The sequence below is a fragment of the Thalassospira profundimaris genome, from assembly GCF_003326755.1.
GTDB classification, from domain to species: Bacteria; Pseudomonadota; Alphaproteobacteria; order Rhodospirillales; family Thalassospiraceae; genus Thalassospira; species Thalassospira profundimaris_B.
Window position 1 is genome coordinate 85089 of the sequence record NZ_JPWH01000014.1, and the last position, 18386, is coordinate 103474.

General features: G+C 56.4%; 18 protein-coding genes. 9 read left to right on the forward strand and 9 right to left on the reverse strand.

The window, feature by feature from the left end:
- The 4 genes from TH25_RS16250 to TH25_RS16265 are packed head-to-tail and all read left to right on the forward strand — an operon-like array spanning position 1 to position 2868.
- Positions 1–555 (forward strand): TRAP transporter small permease, encoded by a 555-nt coding sequence (locus TH25_RS16250; protein WP_114089408.1) that lies wholly within the window; start codon positions 1–3, stop codon positions 553–555.
- A complete protein-coding gene (locus tag TH25_RS16255; protein ID WP_114089409.1) occupies positions 552–1874 on the forward strand; it encodes a TRAP transporter large permease in 1323 nt (440 codons plus the stop codon). Before TH25_RS16250 ends, TH25_RS16255 begins: the two co-directional genes overlap by 4 nt.
- Positions 1875–1897: 23 nt before the next feature.
- Complete coding sequence (locus TH25_RS16260; protein ID WP_220151425.1) at positions 1898–2377, forward strand: MarR family winged helix-turn-helix transcriptional regulator; 480 nt, start codon at positions 1898–1900, stop codon at positions 2375–2377.
- Positions 2378–2397: 20 nt separating this feature from the next.
- Positions 2398–2868, forward strand: coding sequence for an acyl-CoA thioesterase (locus tag TH25_RS16265; RefSeq protein ID WP_114089410.1), 471 nt, complete (start codon positions 2398–2400; stop codon positions 2866–2868).
- A gap of 35 nt (positions 2869–2903) precedes the next feature.
- On the opposite strand, the gene TH25_RS16270 is transcribed toward TH25_RS16265, so the two are convergent.
- The 6 genes from TH25_RS16270 to TH25_RS16295 are packed head-to-tail and all read right to left on the reverse strand — an operon-like array spanning position 2904 to position 8617.
- Entirely contained in the window at positions 2904–3734 is an 831-nt protein-coding gene (locus TH25_RS16270; protein ID WP_114089411.1) for a phosphodiesterase, read from the reverse strand.
- Positions 3735–3754: 20 nt separating this feature from the next.
- Complete coding sequence (locus TH25_RS16275) at positions 3755–4840, reverse strand: ABC transporter ATP-binding protein (protein ID WP_114089412.1); 1086 nt, start codon at positions 4838–4840, stop codon at positions 3755–3757.
- The gene (locus TH25_RS16280) at positions 4837–5655 is read right to left on the reverse strand and encodes an ABC transporter permease (RefSeq protein ID WP_114089413.1); all 819 of its coding nucleotides are present in this window, start codon (positions 5653–5655) and stop codon (positions 4837–4839) included. Before TH25_RS16280 ends, TH25_RS16275 begins: the two co-directional genes overlap by 4 nt.
- Before the next feature lie 2 nt (positions 5656–5657).
- Positions 5658–6566, reverse strand: coding sequence for an ABC transporter permease (locus TH25_RS16285; RefSeq protein ID WP_258549190.1), 909 nt, complete (start codon positions 6564–6566; stop codon positions 5658–5660).
- Complete coding sequence (locus TH25_RS16290; RefSeq protein WP_220151426.1) at positions 6567–7577, reverse strand: ABC transporter substrate-binding protein; 1011 nt, start codon at positions 7575–7577, stop codon at positions 6567–6569. It lies immediately after the preceding gene.
- Positions 7578–7588: 11 nt separating this feature from the next.
- Positions 7589–8617, reverse strand: a complete 1029-nt coding sequence (locus TH25_RS16295) for a LacI family DNA-binding transcriptional regulator (RefSeq protein ID WP_114089415.1) — start codon at positions 8615–8617, stop codon at positions 7589–7591.
- 398 nt (positions 8618–9015) lie between these two features.
- Between TH25_RS16295 and cydD the strand changes: the two genes are divergently transcribed.
- The 5 genes from cydD to cydX all read left to right on the forward strand — a co-directional run bounded on the left by cydD (position 9016) and on the right by cydX (position 15345).
- Positions 9016–10632, forward strand: coding sequence for a thiol reductant ABC exporter subunit CydD (cydD, locus tag TH25_RS16300; protein ID WP_181847659.1), 1617 nt, complete (start codon positions 9016–9018; stop codon positions 10630–10632).
- Entirely contained in the window at positions 10632–12290 is a 1659-nt protein-coding gene (locus TH25_RS16305) for an amino acid ABC transporter ATP-binding/permease protein (protein WP_114089417.1), read from the forward strand. The genes cydD and TH25_RS16305 overlap by 1 nt, the downstream gene beginning before the upstream one ends.
- A 125-nt stretch (positions 12291–12415) precedes the next feature.
- A complete protein-coding gene (locus TH25_RS16310) occupies positions 12416–14026 on the forward strand; it encodes a cytochrome ubiquinol oxidase subunit I (RefSeq protein ID WP_114089418.1) in 1611 nt (536 codons plus the stop codon).
- A 5-nt stretch (positions 14027–14031) separates the two neighbouring features.
- Positions 14032–15195, forward strand: coding sequence for a cytochrome d ubiquinol oxidase subunit II (gene cydB / locus TH25_RS16315; RefSeq protein ID WP_114089419.1), 1164 nt, complete (start codon positions 14032–14034; stop codon positions 15193–15195).
- A gap of 18 nt (positions 15196–15213) precedes the next feature.
- Complete coding sequence (gene cydX / locus TH25_RS16320) at positions 15214–15345, forward strand: cytochrome bd-I oxidase subunit CydX (protein ID WP_114089420.1); 132 nt, start codon at positions 15214–15216, stop codon at positions 15343–15345.
- A 93-nt stretch (positions 15346–15438) separates the two neighbouring features.
- Here the strand turns inward: cydX and TH25_RS16325 are convergent, their stop codons facing one another.
- The 3 genes from TH25_RS16325 to TH25_RS16335 are packed head-to-tail and all read right to left on the reverse strand — an operon-like array spanning position 15439 to position 18365.
- Entirely contained in the window at positions 15439–15741 is a 303-nt protein-coding gene (locus TH25_RS16325) for a cytochrome C oxidase subunit IV family protein (RefSeq protein ID WP_114089421.1), read from the reverse strand.
- Positions 15741–16361, reverse strand: coding sequence for a cytochrome c oxidase subunit 3 family protein (locus tag TH25_RS16330; protein ID WP_114089422.1), 621 nt, complete (start codon positions 16359–16361; stop codon positions 15741–15743). Before TH25_RS16330 ends, TH25_RS16325 begins: the two co-directional genes overlap by 1 nt.
- A 48-nt stretch (positions 16362–16409) precedes the next feature.
- Positions 16410–18365 (reverse strand): nitric oxide reductase activation protein NorD, encoded by a 1956-nt coding sequence (locus TH25_RS16335; RefSeq protein ID WP_114089423.1) that lies wholly within the window; start codon positions 18363–18365, stop codon positions 16410–16412.
- Positions 18366–18386: the final 21 nt, after the last annotated feature.

Sequence of the window (18386 nt, forward strand, 5' to 3'; positions counted from 1 at the left end):
ATGGCCGAAAACAGCACCAAACGGCATGAACATCAACCGGCGGGCAGCGGCGTTACCAAAATTGTCGATCGGGCCTGTTTTGCGAGTGCGGCCATTGCCGGAACCATTATTCTGGCGGTGGCGGCCACCGTCACCCTGTCGGTTTTGATGCGCCATATCGGGATTGGCGGCATTCGCGGCGATTTTGAACTGGTCGAAATCGGCTGTGGCATTGCCGCCTTTTTGTTCCTGCCGCTCTGCCAGCGCAAAGGCAACCATGTGATGGTGGATATTTTTACCGCCGCCCTGCGGCAGCGCACCCGCAACATCCTTGACCGGATATGGGAGGTCATCTTTGGTGTGGTCTGGATTATTATCGCCTGGCAGCTTGCCGATGGCCTGATGGATATGCTGGCCTATCGCGATCACAGTATGTTGCTGCGCATACCAACCTGGATCATCTATGCGTTTGCCATTTTCGGGCTGGGACTTTCGGGGCTGGTTGCCCTGGTCAATACGCTTGAAAAACTGTCGGTCTTTGCATCATCCCCTGCCAAAACGGAATCCCTTAAATGAGTCCGGTTGAAATCAGCATCATCATGGTCGTCGTTTTGATGGCCCTGATCTTTTTGCGCATGCCCATTGCGCTGGCAATGGCGGTGGTTGGCGCGGGCGGATATATGGCCCTTTCGGGCTGGATGCCGCTGATGGCCTATTTGAAAACCGCCATTGTCGATAAATATGTATCCTATGACCTTGCCGTTATTCCGCTATTTATTCTGATGGGGCAAATTGCCACCCGCACCGGTATCAGCCGGGCGATTTTTACCGCGTCCAATGCCTGGCTGGGCCATTGGCGCGGCGGACTGGCAATGGCATCGGTGGCGGGATGTGCCGCCTTTGGCTCCATTTGCGGGTCATCCATTGCCACGGCCACCACAATGGGGCGCGTTGCTTTGCCCGAAATGCGGCGTCATGGCTATTCCGGCGCGCTCAGTTCCGGCACGCTGGCGGCCGGCGGCACCCTTGGCATTCTCATTCCGCCTTCGGTTGTCCTGATCATTTATGCCCTGCTGACGGAACAAAACATCGTCAAACTGTTCCTGGCGGCCACCATCCCCGGCATTCTGGCGGTTTTGGGGTTTGTGCTGGCCATTGGCGTTTATGTGCGCCTGTTTCCTGACGAAGGCCCGGCACACAAGGGCTTGCCGCTGCGTGAACGCATTCGGTCCCTGGGCGGGGTCTGGCATGTTGCACTGGTTTTTAGTGCCGTTCTGGGCGGCATTTATGGTGGCGTTTTCACCCCGGCAGAGGGGGCATCGGTCGGGGTTATCCTGATTACGATCACGGGAATTTTAATGCGAACCCTGTCCTGGCGCGGGTTGTTTGACTGCGTGATTGAAACGGCAGGTTCCACGGCCATGATTTTTGCCATCATTTTCGGGGCGGACCTGTTCAATGTCGCCCTGGCCTTAACGCGCGTTCCCACCCTGGCGGCGGACTGGGTGGCAACCGCAGGCATCGCACCAATGACCGTTTTACTGATCGTGATTGCCTTTTACATCGTCATGGGCTGTATCATGGACAGCCTGTCGATGATCCTGCTGACGGTGCCGGTGTTCTTTCCTGCCTTTATGGCAATGGATTTTGGCATGGACCCAACCCACCAGGCCATCTGGTTCGGGATCATTTCGCTGATTGTTGTTGAATTGGGGATGATCACGCCCCCTGTCGGTTTGAATCTTTTTATGATATCGGCAATGGCACCCGATATTCCAACCCGCAAAATTTTTCGCGGCGCGGTCCCGTTTCTGATCGTTGAATGCCTGCGTGTTGCGATCATCGTGGCCTTTCCCGCTCTGACTTTCTGGCTGGTTGATATTGTGACAGGATAGCGCGCCAAAATAAGGAGACGCCCTTGCAAACAAGAAAAAAGAAAACCGCACCGTCTGATATGAACAGCGCCAGCAATTTGCCCGACAGCCCGTTACGCGGCTTTATCGGCTATAACCTCAAACGCGCCTATATGTCGCTGCATAGCGACTTTGTTGCCAGCCTGACGCATCTGGACTTAAAGCCGACAACCTTCAGTGCGCTTGCCATCATCAATGAAAACCCCGACATCAGCCAGACCGATCTGGCGCGTTCGCTGGCGATGGAACGGTCCAATATTGTTGTCATGATTGACGAGTTGGAAAAACGCGGGCTGATCGTGCGCAACAAGGTGCCGACCGACCGGCGCGTTTATGCCCTGCGCCTGACCGACAAGGGAACGGCCCTGTTTAACGATGCCAGCCGGGCGGTTCAGCATCACGAGGACAAACTGCTGGAGGATTTCAGCTTTGATGAAAAAGAACAACTGGTGCGGATGCTGATCCGCATTCAAAAGGTAAAATAACCCGCAAACAGGTCAAATAGATGCTGAAGCTGACGCGCGAAATTCGCATTGAATGGGGCCATTGTGACCCCGCCCGGATCGTTTATAACCCGAATTACTATCACTGGATGGAAGGCGGCCTGCTGGAGCTGTTTTTCGCAGCCGGGCATGATATGGCCCCCATCATGAAAAAGGATGAAGCATTTCGCGGCACCCCGCTGGTGCGCGGCGATGCCGTGTTCAAGGCCCCGGCCCGCCTGGGCGATTTGATTGTTCATCATATCGCGATTTCTCGCTGGGGCCGCACATCCTTTGATGTGGCCCATCACTTTACCCTAGGCGACACAACCCTGCTTGAGGCAACCCAAACACGCGTCTGGGCGCGCGCCCACCCCGACGATCCAAACGGCATCATCCCTGTCGAGATTCCGGAGAATGTCAAAGCCGCACTCTCAAGCGACATCTCGATCCATCAGTCCCTGCACCAGGAAACACTTCATAACCCGGTTTAAGTCGTGCTGCACCAAAGTGGCGGACCGTCTGGCGACTAAACAATCAACTTGCCGTCCGGGCCAAAAAACGGATGTGGCCCGTCATAGCGACCAATATAGGACAGATGTGTCGTCAGGCTTTTGGCATTTGCATCCCAAACATGCAGATGCAGGCCCGGGGGTTCCATCACAAAGGCCGAAGGCCCGTCGGCACGCAAATCCAGCGCCACCTGATGGGCAACCGACGGACCAACCATCACCGGCACCCCGGACCAGATTGTGTGTATCGGCCGATGGATATGACCACAAAAAACCGCCCGGATCGTATCTCGATGTTCTGCAACAATGCGTGCCAATTCGTCCGCACCAGCACCCAGATTTTGCGCATCCATATGCGCAATGCCGGTACGAAACGGTGGATGATGCATGAAAATGGCGCAGTCCCTGTCTGTGCCATCCGACAGCACCCTTTGCAACCAGTCCAACTGCGCGGGTAGCAAAATGCCACCTGCCCTGCCTTCATCCAGGGTATCAAGCGCAATCAGGCGCAGGGGAAAATCATCCACCACATAATTGACAAATCCGGCCCCGTTGGCCACCGGCGTGGCATGGGGAAATGCCGCCCGCAGCGGTCCGCGACGATCGTGGTTGCCCGGCACCATGAAATAGGGGATTGTCAATTTTGCCAGGATTTCGCCGACCAGGGCATATTCCTCGGCCGTGCCCAGGTCGCCAATATCGCCTGTAAACAAAACCACATCCGGGCGCGGCACCAGCGCCATTACATGATCAATCGCCTTTTCAAGCGCACCTGCAGTATCCACCTTGCGATACGCCAACCTGCGGCCCGCCGCAATGTGAAGGTCAGTAAGTTGTGCAATGAGCATTTTTGGTCTGTCTTTCCTGATTAAATCGCGCCGGAATCAGCATCATGTGCCGGAAATATCGCCAGCCGTTCGATATTGAACCGGCAATGCACATCCGATCCCACCGCGGTCAGATCATCGGCATGGGTATCAATCATCATCGCTTGCGGCCCGATCCCGGAAACGGTCAAACGCTGTTTGTCGCCCAAATAGGCAACGGCTTCGATGCGACCGGTAAAATGGGCGTCCTCCCGCTCACAGACCGACAGGCCATCGGCCCGAAAAAACAGTTCCACCGGACCGGTTTTATCGATCATATCATTATACTGGTTCCAGCCATCCACGGCCTCGAACACCTGACTGCCAATATGCAGGCGTCCATCGCGCATATCACCCGCCAGCCGGTTCGCCGCACCCACAAAATCGGCGACAAACGGGTTTTTGGGGCTGCGGTAAATTTCGCGCGGGGTGCCGATCTGGGCGATTTCGCCCTTTTGCATCACCACAATCCGGTCGCCAAGTGCCAGGGCCTCTTCCTGATCATGGGTGACATAAACCGCCGTAATGCCCAGCTTGCGCAACAGGGCATTAATCTCGGTGCGCAGGCGCACCCGCAATTTTGCATCCAGCGCGGTAAGAGGTTCGTCGAGCAATAAAACACGCGGTTGCACGGCAATGGCGCGCGCCAGGGCCACACGCTGGCGCTGCCCGCCCGAAAGCTGGTCAATTCGCCGGTCTGCCAGCATGTCAATGTGCATCATTTCCAGCATCGCCGCCACGCGCGTTTGCCGTTCCGCTGCCGAAACCCCGTTGACCTTCAGCCCATAGGCGACATTTTCCGCCACCGTCATATTGGGAAACAGGGCATAGGATTGAAACACCATGCCCACCCGGCGCTTTTCAATCGACTGGCGGGTCACATCATCGCCGTCAAAGGTGATCATGCCGCCCGCATCGGGAAATTCAAGCCCGGCAATCATGCGCAAGATTGTGGTTTTGCCACAGCCGGACGGGCCCAGCAGAACAATGGTTTCGCCGCCCTCAATCGTCAAATCAAAGGGGGCCAGGGCGCGCGTACCATCGGCAAAGGTTTTGGCACAATGGCGCAATTTGATTTGCGTACTCATAATGTATCCTCCGCCGTATCAGTGCGCTTGCGCGGGCGTTTGCCCCGCTGGGCAAGGGCCTGCATTGCAATCAGCAACGGCATAATCAAAACAAAGAAAATCAGGGTATAGGCACTGCCCACCTCAAGACGCATCGAGGCATAGGCATCGGCAAGGCCAACCGGCAGAGTTTTGGTCAGTGGCGTATGGAGCATCCAGGTCAGGTTGAATTCGCCAATCGACAATGTCACCACCATCAAGGCCCCGGCCAGAATACCCGGCTTCGCATTGGGGATGATCACGGTAAAAAACCGCCGCCAGAAACCGGCCCCCAGGCTTGCCGCCCCTTCCTCAAGCATTTTGATGTCCATTGCCGCCATCACCGCCGCAACCGAACGCACCATAAAAGGCAGCGTAAACAGGACATGCCCGGTCAGGATAAACAGCCAGCTTGAGCGATAGCCACTAACCCCGCCATAGGTGATCAACAGGGCCAGCGCCAAAGCCAGGCCCGGTATGGCAACCGGCAGGGTTAACAATTCCTCGAAAATGCGGGTCAAACGGCCGGGTCTACGCACCAGCACATAGGCCAGCGGCACCCCGGCGACCAATGTCACCACCAGGCAGGCCAGCGCGATCATCACGGATAATAAAATGCTGTGCGCATACAGGTCCCAGACCTGAAATATCCAGCGCAATGTCAAACCCGATGACAGGCCCTTGAAAACATTCACGGTTACACCCGCCAATGCCGACATGACGACGGGCACCACAATAAACAGGCACAGCACAATGGTCAGTAAAAGCTGGGCATAAAACTTGGCGTCGCGCTGCATGGTCAGGCTCCTCCGCCAGTGCCAGAGGTTGCGGTATTTCCGGCAAAGCAGCGAACGGCCGTTAAAACAGCCCAGGTCAAAAGACCCAGTGCAATGCTGAGTGCGGCGGCAACGGCCACATTGGCATTCCGGGTAAACTCGGTATAAATCACCATTGGCAAGACATCGATGTCGGTCGCCAGGGTAAAGGCGGTGCCAAAGGCCCCCATTGCGGTGGCAAAACAGATCGCGCCCGATGAAATCAGCCCTGGCATTAAACCTGGCAAAATCACATCCTTGATCACGCGCCATGTTGGTGCACCCAGCGAGCGGGCGGCTTCTTCAAGTTGCGGGTCCAGTTTTTCGGCCGATGCCATGACTGCCAAAATCACCCGCGGGATCGAAAAATACAAATAACCAATAAACAAACCGGCAATGTTGTAGGCAAAAACCAGTTTGTCGCCAAACAGGGCGTCGGTCACACTGCCAATCACCCCTTGCCGACCCGCCAGCATAATCACCATAAAACCCACCACCGTGCCGGGAAACGACAATGGCAGGGTTAAAAGGGCGGTAATCACATTGCGCCCGGCAAAACGGTTGCGCACCAGAAACAGCCCGCAAATCCCGCACAGGACCAGGGCGGTAACTGTCACCCCCGCCGACATGACAAGGGTTTGCATCAGACTGGCAAAATAACGCCCGTTGGTCAGAATGATAAAATAGGTCGCGAAACCATCCGGCCCGTTTGCCACGCGCATGGCAACCAGCGCCATCGGGATCAGGAAAAAGGCGGCGACAATGATCAGACCGGGTGTGAGCAATAGTGCCAAAATGGCGGGGCTGCCAACACCGGGGCGCGCCTGCCCGACCATAAAGGATGGCAAAGAAGGGCGCGAACGCCCCCCTTTTATCTGATGAAGCGACGACACTTATCGTACCTCGGAGAGATAACGCTCGCTAAAGCCAGCCTGGACTTCGGCCATTTTGGCGTAATCCACCGGCTGGGAACGGGCATAATCGGATGCGGGAAGAAACTTGGCGGCCGCTTCGGGCGACATGGCCGAAGCAATTACCGGACGCAAAAAGGCATTTGCCCAATGGGCCTGCCCGGCATCAGACAGCACGTAATCCAGAACCTTTTTGCCATTTTCCGGGTGTGGGCCGTTTTTCACCAGGCTCATGACATAGGGAACCGTCACTGTGCCTTCGCTCGGAATGACAAAGGCAACATCTGCCTGATCCTTGTATTTCGCGCGGTAGGCATTGAAATCATAATCAATCAGGATCGGAATTTCGCCCGACAGAACACGGGCATAGGCCGTCTGTTTGGGCACAATCGGGTCATTTTCCTTCAGCTTTTTGAAAAATTCGATGCCCGGTGCAAAATTATCCAGCGTGCCGCCCATCGCCCGGTTGATCGCCACCGCCCCAGCATAGCCGACAAATGCACTGGACGGGTCCAGATAACCCACCATGCCTTTATATTCCGGCTTTAACAGATCCGCCCAGCTTTGCGGCACCGGCGCATCGCCCAGGGCCGCGGTGTTGACAAACAGGCCAATGGTGCCGGAATGAATGGCAAACCACGCCCCGTCCCTGTCTTTCAACCCGTCGGGGATTTTATCGAAATTGGCGGGTTTATAATTGGCAACCACGCCTTTTTCCTTGGCCTTGATGCCAAAGGAAACACCGTAATAGGCAATATCGGCGACCGGGTTATCCTTTTCCGCCAGAAGCTGCGACAGCGTTTGGCCGGAATTTTTATTGTCCTGGGGCACATCGATTTTAAGGTCGCGGGCAATATTCTTAAGCTGCCCGCCCCAATCGGCCCATTCCGGCGGGCAGTTATAACAAATGGCAACTTCGTCGGCAAAAGCGGGCTGGGTGCCAGCGGCCACCGCCGCCAATGCCAAACCCATAACAAGTTGTTTGAAACGCACCTTTGATCTTCCTATATTCGGGTTGATGACCGGCGTCGGAAAGGTCCTATGGACTCCCCGTCGCTTAAATGATGGGGCAGCAGCAAACTTTCCGGGTTTGACTGCCCCGTAATCAGGCCGCGCAGGAATGCAAGCGCCTGCCGGCCCATCTCCTGGGTGGGTTGAACTGCCGAACACAACTTTGGCGTGATCAGCCCACCCACCGAAATTCCGTCAATACCGCCTACCGACACATCACCGGGCACGGACAAACCATATGCGCGACAGGCATTTATTGCCGCAATCGCCAGCATATCGGTCGAACATACAAGTCCAGTCACGACCGCGGGACCACACAACAGATCACGCAGAGGTTCAATCAGGTCCGTCTCGCCAAACCCCACCTGCACCAGATGCGGCGTTTCAATGCCCGCATCGACAAGGGCGCGGCAAAAGCCGTCATATCGCTGGCGCGACCGGTCGGAGCTTTCAAACCGGCCCGCCACCATCGCCAGCGACCGGTGCCCGCGTTTGATCATCACATCGGCAATGTCATAGGCCGATTGCGCGTTATCCACGCTAATCGCGGCAATATCGGCCCGGTATGGCTGGTTAAACAGCAACACAAACGGGATTTTTTCGGCCAGCAGCAAATCCACCACCGGGTTGCTATCAGCATTGGCAAGGGTCAGGATCAAACCATCCACACGATTGTTCAACAGGGCAGAAACCGCGCCCATTTCCCGATCGGGGTCATAATTCGAGGATGTCAGAAGAACGGTCAGTCCCTCGGCATGGGCTTCCTGTTCAATGCCCTGAACGGATGTGGCAAAAACCGGGTTGGCAAGGGTGGGCACCAAAACGCCCACTGTCCTTGTGTGGCGCATCTTAAGGCGGCGACCATTGATGTTGGGCCGGTAATTAAGGTGACGCATGGCCGCATTTACGATTTCGACGGTGGGCGCAGGCACATCGTCGGGCGAATTGATCACCCGCGAAACCGTTGCGATCGACAAACCTGACTTTCGCGCAACATCGCGCATGGTGGGCTTTGAGGGCATCGGAAAACTCCTGTAACGGCCCCACCATACGGAAATTACAAGTCAGTCTGATAACGCATTTATTGCGTTTTGATGAATGTTTGAAACGTTTACATTGGCGGAAAACCGCAATTTATCAAAATCGCGACACAGCCGGGGATTCCGCCCGCCTGCGGGGCATTGGCACCTGTTTCTTTCCCGTCGAAACCTGAAAAAGACACGGAAAAAATTGCTTTTTCACGCCGCCTTCACATCTTTTGCAAAGATATCAATCCTCATCCGCCATATATGAATATCCGGTTTCTTTAATATGGACGCCACGGACCGGAGCAGATATTCCCTTAATTTACAGATTTAAAATCAGTTTGAGCGCATTCATGGACACCCCCTCCGTCCAAAATTCTTCCGCATCCGACAGAATGGCAACTATACTTGCGCCCGGGCTGCGTGCCCGGAAAAAGTCGGCAGTCTTGTCTGTTCTGGCGGCCCTGATTTGGCCGCTTCAGGCGGCTGTCGTGGCCCGGGCCTTTGGACAATTGCTGGCCGGGGAAACGGCGTCGGCCCTGTGGGCTGCACTGATTTTTGCCACCTTGGGGATCGTGCGCGCCGGGCTGTCCTATCTGGCAGAGGCGCAGGCGCAACATGCCGCCGACCATATTACGGCAAAAATTCGTGCTGATATCATCGCGCGCGAGGCAATACGGTCCGATGAAAGTGCCTTTGGCGGGGCGGGAGGCATCAGTGCGCTTGCCAGCGAAAAACTTGATCTTTTGATTCCGTTTGTCACCCGCTATGCCCCGGCACAGGCACGGGTGATGGTTGTGCCTGTGGTTATTCTGGCACTGGCCTTTTGGTATTCATGGGCGGCAGGGGCGGTTCTACTGATTTCCGGCCCGCTTATTCCCGTATTCATGGCATTGGTCGGCATGGCCGCCAAAGAGGCCAGCGCCCGACAAATGACCGAAATTGGCACATTAAACGATTTTCTGGTCGAACGGCTATCCGCCCTGGCAGACATCCGCCTGCTTGGCGCGGGCCCTGCCGTTTTGCAGGGATTTGCCAGCCAGGCGGCCGATTTGCGCCGCCGGACAATGGCCGTACTTGCGGTGGCGTTCTTATCCTCCACCGTGCTGGAATTATTTGCCGCAATCGGTGTGGCGATGGTCGCGGTTTATGTCGGTTTTTCGTTGCTGGGTGTGCTGGAATTCGGGGCCTGGGGCGGCCAGCTTATGCCCACAGCCGGTATCTTTCTTTTGTTGCTGGCCCCGGAATTTTATCAGCCCCTGCGCGATCTTTCGGCGGCCTGGCATGACAAGGCGGCAGCCACAGCCGTAATTGACGAAATTTATGCCTATCGCGCGGATACGGGGCACAGGTTACAGGGCACCGGCGGACAGGCCGCCCCCTTGCCCGGCCCGGCCAGTGTTGTTTTGTCTGGCTGCCATACACTTTCAGGGCGGCCCCTGCCCGAAATCAGCATTGCGCCTGGCGAACATGTGGCCCTTGTCGGGCCAAGCGGGGCGGGCAAAACCAGTGCCTTGCGGCTGATGGCCGGGCTGGAAGTACCTGTAACGGGCCATGTGATGGTCGCAGATCACCCGTTAAACGAGGCGAACGCCGATCGCTGGCGCGCCCGGCTGGGCTGGATGCCACAGGCACCACATTTTTTGACAGGCAGCGTGCAGCGCAACCTGACACTGGGCCGACATGGTGACATTGCCAAAGCCATTGATACCGCCGCGTTACAAAAGGTTCTTGATACGCTGCCACAGGGCCTGGCAACGCAACTGGGCGAAACCGGTGGCGGACTTTCAGGCGGTGAAGCCCGCAGATTGATGCTGGCGCGTGCGATTTTTGGCACCCCGGATCTTATTTTGGCTGACGAACCCACAGCCGACCTCGATGGCGACACCGCAAGGGCCGTTACCCACGGGCTTCTGGAATATGCCGCGCGGGGTGTCACCCTGGTCATTGCCACACATGACCGCGATCTTGCCGCGCAAATGGACCGGATTATTGATCTGGGAGCGGTGTGATGAAAGCTTTGTGGAAGATTTTCCGGTTTATTTTACGTGATCAACGATCGGCAATGCTGCGCGGTGCCGCCCTGAGCCTTGTTGTACTGGCGATGGGGGCGGCCCTTTTGGGATTATCAGGGTGGTTTATTACCGCCGCCGCCGCTGCCGGGCTGGCGGGGGCCGGGGCTGTTTTTGATGTCTTCCGGCCATCGGCGATGGTGCGGTTTCTCGCCCTTGGCCGCGCGGCTGCGCGATATGGCGAACGGATGTTAACCCACGATGCCACGTTACGCGCGCTTGAAACATTGCGCGCACGGGTGCTGGCAACCTATTTGGCAGCCCCGTATCCCCGCATGATCCGGATACGGGGGGCACAGGCCTTAAACCGTCTTACCGCCGATATCGATGCCCTTGATGGCGTCTCTTTGCGGCTGGTCCTGCCCGTCATGGCGGGACTATTCACATTGATGCTGGCATTTGTCGTGCTTTGGTGGCTGGTGACACCGGCTGTCGCATTTTGGGTGGCAGGCGGATATGTGCTTGCCGGGATTGTTGTTTTTGGCTGGATGGCGCGTATTTCCCTGCCATTGTCCTGGCGGGCCGAAATATCAGCACAGGCCTTTCGCACCCGGTTGATTGACCTGATCGCAGCCCGGCGCGACCTTGCCGTATATGGCCGGTTGGCCGCACAGAAAAAACATGTTCAAACCGCCGAAACCCGGCACGAGGATATACGCCGTCAACTCGACAGGCGCGAACGCCAGACCGGGGCGCTGCTGGCGATAACCGGCACAATTGTCACCGCCGGTGCCCTGGGACTGGGCATCATGCTGGTGCAATCCGGGCAGATCGGCCCGGCCTTTGCCGCTTTGGGCTTTTTTGCCGCCCTGGCCCTGGCCGAACCACTGGCCCCCGTGCGTCGCGCCGTGTCGGACTTTGGCCGCATGGCTGTTGCCGCCCGCCGGATTGGCAGCGATCTGTCAGAGCCCGCCCCCCTTACGACCGCCCCGTCACATGTTCCCGACCAAAACCCCGACCAAAACGGGGATCTGCACATTACAAACCTTACCCTGAATCGAGCGGGTGCATCCGTGCCGATTATATCGTCACTCTCTTTCACGGTGTCCCCTGGCGAAACCCTTGCCGTAACGGGGCCCAGTGGCAGGGGAAAATCAACACTTTTGCTGGCGATTGCCGGGTTGCATCCGGTTGCGACTGGGCATATCCGCATTGCGGACCGGCCAATTACCGACTGGGCCGAGTCCGATTTGCGACGCTATCTGACATTGCTGCCCCAGCGCAGCGCCCTTATGGCCGGTACCGTTGGCGATGCCCTGCAACTGGCGGGCCCGGTTGACGACGCACATCTGTGGCGCCTGTTATCTGCCGTACAACTAGATCATATTATCACACAAAAAGGCGGATTGTCCGCCAAAATAGGCTCGCGCGGCGAAGGGTTATCCGGCGGCGAGGCCCGACGCCTTGTGCTGGCCCGCGCACTGGCGAAAAACCCGAAAATTCTGCTGCTCGATGAACCCACCGAGGGGCTTGACGAAGCCACCTCTGTCGCGGTTTTACGCGGCATTCGCGAGGTCCTGCCTGACGCCGTTATCGTAATCGCCGCCCACAAGAAACCAGAGCGTTCATTTGCCGACCGGATCCTAGAGTTAAAATAATTATCAAAAAATCCGGTCAATTTTGACCTCCGTCAATGTGTGTTCCAGCTAATATGTTATTATATTCGCGAATAATAATTTACACCGCCGAAGTTCTACTTTCGCGGTAACTGGAGCCAAGAATTATGGAATTTGGCATCGTCGAACTGTCACGGCTGCAATTTGCCATGACAGCCATGTATCATTTTCTCTTTGTACCGCTGACCCTGGGTTTGTCCATTGTGGTCGCGATCATGGAGACGGTTTATGTCATGACGAACCGCCCGATCTGGCGGCAAATGACAAAATTTTGGGGTACGCTGTTCGGGATCAACTTTGTTCTCGGCGTTGCGACCGGTATCACAATGGAGTTCCAGTTTGGCATGAACTGGAGCTATTACAGCCACTATGTCGGTGACATTTTTGGCGCGCCATTGGCGATTGAAGGCCTGATGGCCTTTTTTCTTGAAGCGACCTTTGTGGGCCTGTTTTTCTTTGGCTGGGACAAACTGGGCAAAGTGGCCCACCTGGTTGTAGCCTGGCTGGTGGCAATCGGGTCCAACTTCTCGGCCCTGTGGATTTTGATTGCCAATGGCTGGATGCAAAACCCGGTAGGCGCACAATTCAATCCGCAGACCATGCGCATGGAAATGACGGATTTCTTTGCCGTGCTGTTTAACGAGGTGGCCCAGGCAAAGTTTGTCCATACCGTTAGCGCGGGTTATGTCACGGCAGCGGTTTTTGTCATTGGTGTTTCGGCCTGGTATATGCTCAAGGGACGCCATATCGAACTTGCCCGCCGTTCCATTACGGTCGGCGCGGCCTTTGGTCTGGCATCGGCGTTTTCGGTGGTGCTTCTGGGCGATGAAAGCGGATATTCCGCCACCCATAGCCAGAAAATGAAGCTCGCTGCGATCGAGGCGATGTGGGACACCGAAAAGGCCCCGGCATCGTTTAACCTCATTGGCTTTCCCGACCAGAAGGCGCGGGAAACGCATTATGCCATCGAAATTCCGTGGGTTATGGGTTTGATCGGCACACGGTCTTTAACCACGGAAATTCCGGGTATCAACCAGCTTGTCGCACAGGCACAGGACCGCATTCGTTCCGGCATTGTCGCCTATGATGCCCTGATGCACATTCGGGCCAAAAACGGCGCACCCGACCCCGCCGATACCGCCATTTTTGAAAAACACTCCGCCGATCTCGGCTTTGCCTTCCTGCTGAAAAAATATATCGATGACCCGCGCCAGGCCACCGACGCCCAAATCGTGGCTGCGGCAAACGATACCGTACCCACCGTATGGCCGCTATTCTGGGCGTTTAGGATCATGGTTGTCCTGGGTTTCGGCTTTATCGGCACAATGGGGTATCTGTTCTATCGGGCCTCGTTCAAGGGCATGAATTATCCGCGACCGATGCTCAAACTGGCCGTGATCATGATCCCGGCCCCGTGGATTGCCGCCGAAATGGGCTGGTTTGTTGCCGAATTTGGCCGCCAACCCTGGACCGTGGACGGCGTTCTGCCAACCGCTTTGTCGGTATCATCGCTGTCGATCACGGAAGTATCGCTCACTCTGGCTGGCTTCGTGCTTTTTTATACGGTTCTGTTCATCATCGAAATGGGTCTGATGCTGAAATACATTCGCAAAGGTCCCTATCAGGATGTTGAAGAAACCGAAGCCTGGGTGCAACGCCATAAAAATCGGCTGGCGGGCCGGCGCAATGCCGACTCTATCGCCATGCCTGCGGAGTAACCGCCATGATCTTGCATGATTTAATCAGCTATGATGTGCTGCGCGTCATCTGGTGGGGCCTGTTGGGTGTTCTGCTGATCGGCTTTGCCCTAACCGACGGTTTCGATATGGGGGTTGGTGCCCTTATTCCGTTTGTTGGCAAAACCGACCTTGAACGCCGGGTGGCCATCAACACCGTCGGCCCGGTGTGGGAAGGCAACCAGGTCTGGTTCATTTTAGGTGGCGGGGCGATCTTTGCCGCCTGGCCGCCGCTTTATGCCGTGTCCTTCTCCGGCTTTTATCTGGCGATGTTTGTTGTTCTGGCAGCCTTCATTGTGCGGCCCGTCGCCTTCAAATATCGCTCCAAACGTGATGATCCGCGCTGGCGCACGTCATGGGACTGGGCCCTGTTTGCCTCCGGTGCCGTGCCTGCCCTGCTGTTTGGGGTGGCTGTGGGCAACGTCATTCAGGGTGTGCCCTTTCATTTTACCGAAGATCTTCGCCCGGTTTACGAAGGGGCGTGGTATATCAAGTTCATCGGCCTGCTGGATCCGTTTTCGCTGCTGGCCGGTGTGGTTTCCCTTTCCATGCTGATCATGCACGGCGGGGCCTGGCTGACCCTGAAAGCCGAAGGTGCCGTCCAGCATCGTGCCCGGACCATCGGATCGGTTGCGGCCCTGCTGGCGGTGGCTGCCTATGCCCTGGCGGGCGTCTGGATGGCATATGGCATCGAAGGCTATCGTATCGTGGGGGATTACATCACCACCGGCCCCTCCAACCCGTTGCACTTCACTGTTGAAAAAACCGCAACATGGTTAACGGCCTATGGTGAACGTCCCTGGATCGCGATTGCACCGGCAATGGGCATTGTGGGTGGTTTGCTGACGTTCCTGGGTTTGCGGGCCGGGCGCGAAATTTCGACATTGCTGTTCTCCAAGATGGCGATCCTGGGCGTTATTTCCTCGGTCGGGCTGACGATGTTTCCCTTCATCATGCCCTCTTCATCCCATCCGCAATCGTCTTTAACGGTCTGGAACAGTTCGTCCTCGCAATTGACCCTGTTCATCATGCTTGTGGTCACGGTGATCTTTATGCCGATGATTTTGGCCTATACCGCCTGGGTCTACAAGGTGCTGTGGGGCAAGGTCACAACAGCCAGCGTTCATGATAACTCGCACTCGGTCTATTGACCGGAAAGGATAAAACACATGTGGTATTTTGCATGGATCCTCGGTCTGCCTTTGGCCGCCATATTTGCCGTGTTAAACGCGATGTGGCTGGAACTGCGTGAAGACCAGAAATTGCTGAACCGCAACGAAGACCCCTCCGCGCATTCGTGAGGGCACCATCAGGCAAACCACTGGCAGGGGCATCAATACGCCCCTGCCAGACGCGCTTCTGCATAAAACCTGCCCGTTCTGGCGACGAAACAGTCAATACAAGATGCCAATCAGAAACTGGGCAATGAAAACACCCGCAGAAATGATGATCAGGAAAGCGGCAAACAGGCCACGCCATGCCCCGCCGGACTGTCCCAATCCCAGGTAATATTGCAAAATCAGCCATGCCTTTACCGTTCCCGCCAGCATGACAACCGCTGTCGCGCCAAGGCCAAGCATGTGGCTGACATCCGCATGCCCCCCGCCGGTCGCGGTCATCACGGAAAGCAGCGTCGCGCCGCTGGTCAAGGCCCAAACAAGCAATGCAGGCCGGATTGAAAGGTGATGATCCATCATTATCGCACCAGATAAACCACGGGAAAAACCAGCACCCAGATCAAATCGATCATGTGCCAGAATGCGACACCGGTTTCGATATTGACCGCCAGAGGGCGCAGGGCAACAATCCCCAAAATACCCAGCCCCATGACAACATGCAGGGCATGAAAACCGGTAATCAAAAAATACAGGGTAAAAAAGCTGTTGGTTTCCATCGAAATACCGGCATCAATCTTGGCCTTGTATTCGACAATTTTGACCCCCAGAAAAACCAGCCCCAGAAGGGCGGTTAACAGCAACCAGCCGCGACAGTGCCCGACAGTGCCCAACCTGATGGCACGGGTTGCGAAAACGGCGCACAAACCACTGGTCAACAACACCATCGTATTGATGCCGCCAACAACCCGGTCAAGTTGCATCTGGGATATGGCAAACCCTGTCGGGTCTTTCACCCGGGCACCGGAAAATCCCAAAAGGAAGGCGCCAAAAACCACCAGTTCGGACAGAATGAGGATCCATATCAACGGATGGCCCGGCAATGTTTCAAGTCCGCCCCAGCTATCGCTGTCGGTGGCTGGCACGTCCTGTTCGGGCGGTTCTTGCCTGTCATCGGGGATGGATGAAACAGATTGCGTCATCTTTTAAGCCTGATCTGAGATTTGAAACAAATGCACGGAATCTGCCGTTCAGGAGACAAGATGTCGGTAGATGCGCGGCAAGGCGGCTGGCAAATTTTCCAAACGCCCGACAATGGCATGTCCCCCTGCCCCGAAAATGAAGGGAAAATATTCCTGCGCCTTGCGATCAATGGTCACGCCAAAAAGGCCAAGACCCTTTTTTCGGCATTCCTGAACCGCACGGCGGCTGTCTTCGATCCCGTATCGGCCTTCGTAATGGTCAATATCGTTTGGTTTGCCATCGGTGATCACCAGCATTAAACGATGCTGATGTGGGCGGCTTGCCAGTAGTTTTCCGGTATGGCGGATCGCAGCGCCCAGACGGGTGTAGTATCCCGGTTGCAGGGCCCCGATACGTTTCTGGCAATCATCACCATAATCTTCATCGAAATCCTTGACCGTTTCGATCCTGACCCAGTCGCGCCTGCGCGAGGTGAAACTGAAAATGCCAAAATCATCACCGCTGGCATCCAGCCCGCCCGCCAGCACCGCCAATGCCTGCTTTTCAATATCAAGCACCCGCCGGTCATGGACCCAGGCATCGGTGGACAAAGACACATCAACCAGGACAGCCACAGACAAGTCACGCGCCTGTTTGACCGATTTCAAATACATTCTGTCATTCACATGGCCCGTGCCCAAAAGATCGCAGCGGGCGCGGACCAGGGCTTCCAGGTCAAGTTCGCTGCCGTCAGTCTGGCCGCGCAGTATCTCGTGATTGGGACGAAAGGCCTCAAACTGGCGGCGGACGTGACGGATCTGGCGGCGTTCTTCGCGGGAAGGACGCCAGATATCCCTTTCCGGCATCGCGCGATCTTGCACGGTACCGCCAATGACCTGGCAGAAATCCGGGCGATAGCGTTGCTGGCGAAAATCCCATTCGGGATAAAGATGATGCCCTGTCAGGGCATTGCCCGCGGCGTCCTCCGGCGGGAGATCCAAATCAAAACGCAAACGCGTCGCGGTTTTGCGCTTGCAGGATGACATCTCCATTTCCTCAAGCTCGTCTGCAGCCTTGCGCGCATTTTGCGCATCCTCGTCATCCATCGGCCGGTTGACATTGACCATTTCGGCAATGGAGAGGATTTTCTCGAACCGGTTCAGCGCCAGAGGGTCATTGCGCCCGGCACGGTCATTTTTGCGCCGGCGGGCACGTTTCTTGCGCGCACTTCCGCCATCCTGCGACGGCCCCGCATCGGGGTCATCGTCCGTTTGGCGACGATCTGTTCCGGCAAGGCTCACTTCGCCCCACAGGGGAACAGGCAGGAACGGCGCATAGCGTTTTCCAGGGCCGTCCGCGGGCAATTCCGGATACTCAGAATCGGCCGTATAACGCATCAACTGATCCCAAACGACAGTCGCCCGATCCCCGGTATTTTGCCCGAGCAACCGGAGAATGCAGTCTTCAACCTGCTGTTCGCGGCAGGGAAGTTTGCGCACTGGACGAAGCCGGATAAATGCCGTGTAAAGCCGGTTGCGTAGCGGCCCGATCCCCGGGAACTGATCCTGCACGGCCAGGTCGATACGCCGCGCACGCGCCAGACGCCACACATCATGGTGATAGGGGTCGCGAATGTCGCCACGATGTTCCAGTGGTGCTGTGGCAAACCAGGCCATAAGCCAGATATATAAATCACGATTAAGATCGCGTGTCGGAAACAGGGAAAGAACCGGCGGCAGTTTTATCGCCGTTTCATCCATCTCCGCCTGTGAAATCATCTCGTCAACCAGGCCGATGCGTTGGCGAAGGCCCAGCCGGTGGGTCGAAACACGCTTGTCAATTTCGGCAAATTCGAGAACGGGATTGCCACCAAGCGCGCGAAAAAGAACCGGCAGAAAGGACCGCAACTCGGCAAAGCGGACGGCGGCATCTCGATGGTCGCGATAACTTTCCTGATTGTGGCTGGCCACACGATGCCACAACGTCCCGACATATTCTTCAAGTTCGAGAAAATTAAATGACACGGTTTGTCCTCCCCGCCCGAC

Coding starts and splice junctions, on each gene's coding strand:
- TH25_RS16250 (WP_114089408.1), top strand. CDS start 1: ATGGCCGAAAACAGCACCAAACGGCATGAACATCAACCGGCGGGCAGC.
- TH25_RS16255 (WP_114089409.1), top strand. CDS start 552: ATGAGTCCGGTTGAAATCAGCATCATCATGGTCGTCGTTTTGATGGCC.
- TH25_RS16265 (WP_114089410.1), top strand. CDS start 2,398: ATGCTGAAGCTGACGCGCGAAATTCGCATTGAATGGGGCCATTGTGAC.
- TH25_RS16270 (WP_114089411.1), bottom strand. CDS start 3,734: ATGCTCATTGCACAACTTACTGACCTTCACATTGCGGCGGGCCGCAGG.
- TH25_RS16275 (WP_114089412.1), bottom strand. CDS start 4,840: ATGAGTACGCAAATCAAATTGCGCCATTGTGCCAAAACCTTTGCCGAT.
- TH25_RS16280 (WP_114089413.1), bottom strand. CDS start 5,655: ATGCAGCGCGACGCCAAGTTTTATGCCCAGCTTTTACTGACCATTGTG.
- TH25_RS16295 (WP_114089415.1), bottom strand. CDS start 8,617: ATGCCCTCAAAGCCCACCATGCGCGATGTTGCGCGAAAGTCAGGTTTG.
- cydD (WP_181847659.1), top strand. CDS start 9,016: ATGGCAACTATACTTGCGCCCGGGCTGCGTGCCCGGAAAAAGTCGGCA.
- TH25_RS16305 (WP_114089417.1), top strand. CDS start 10,632: ATGAAAGCTTTGTGGAAGATTTTCCGGTTTATTTTACGTGATCAACGA.
- TH25_RS16310 (WP_114089418.1), top strand. CDS start 12,416: ATGGAATTTGGCATCGTCGAACTGTCACGGCTGCAATTTGCCATGACA.
- cydB (WP_114089419.1), top strand. CDS start 14,032: ATGATCTTGCATGATTTAATCAGCTATGATGTGCTGCGCGTCATCTGG.
- cydX (WP_114089420.1), top strand. CDS start 15,214: ATGTGGTATTTTGCATGGATCCTCGGTCTGCCTTTGGCCGCCATATTT.
- TH25_RS16325 (WP_114089421.1), bottom strand. CDS start 15,741: ATGATGGATCATCACCTTTCAATCCGGCCTGCATTGCTTGTTTGGGCC.
- TH25_RS16330 (WP_114089422.1), bottom strand. CDS start 16,361: ATGACGCAATCTGTTTCATCCATCCCCGATGACAGGCAAGAACCGCCC.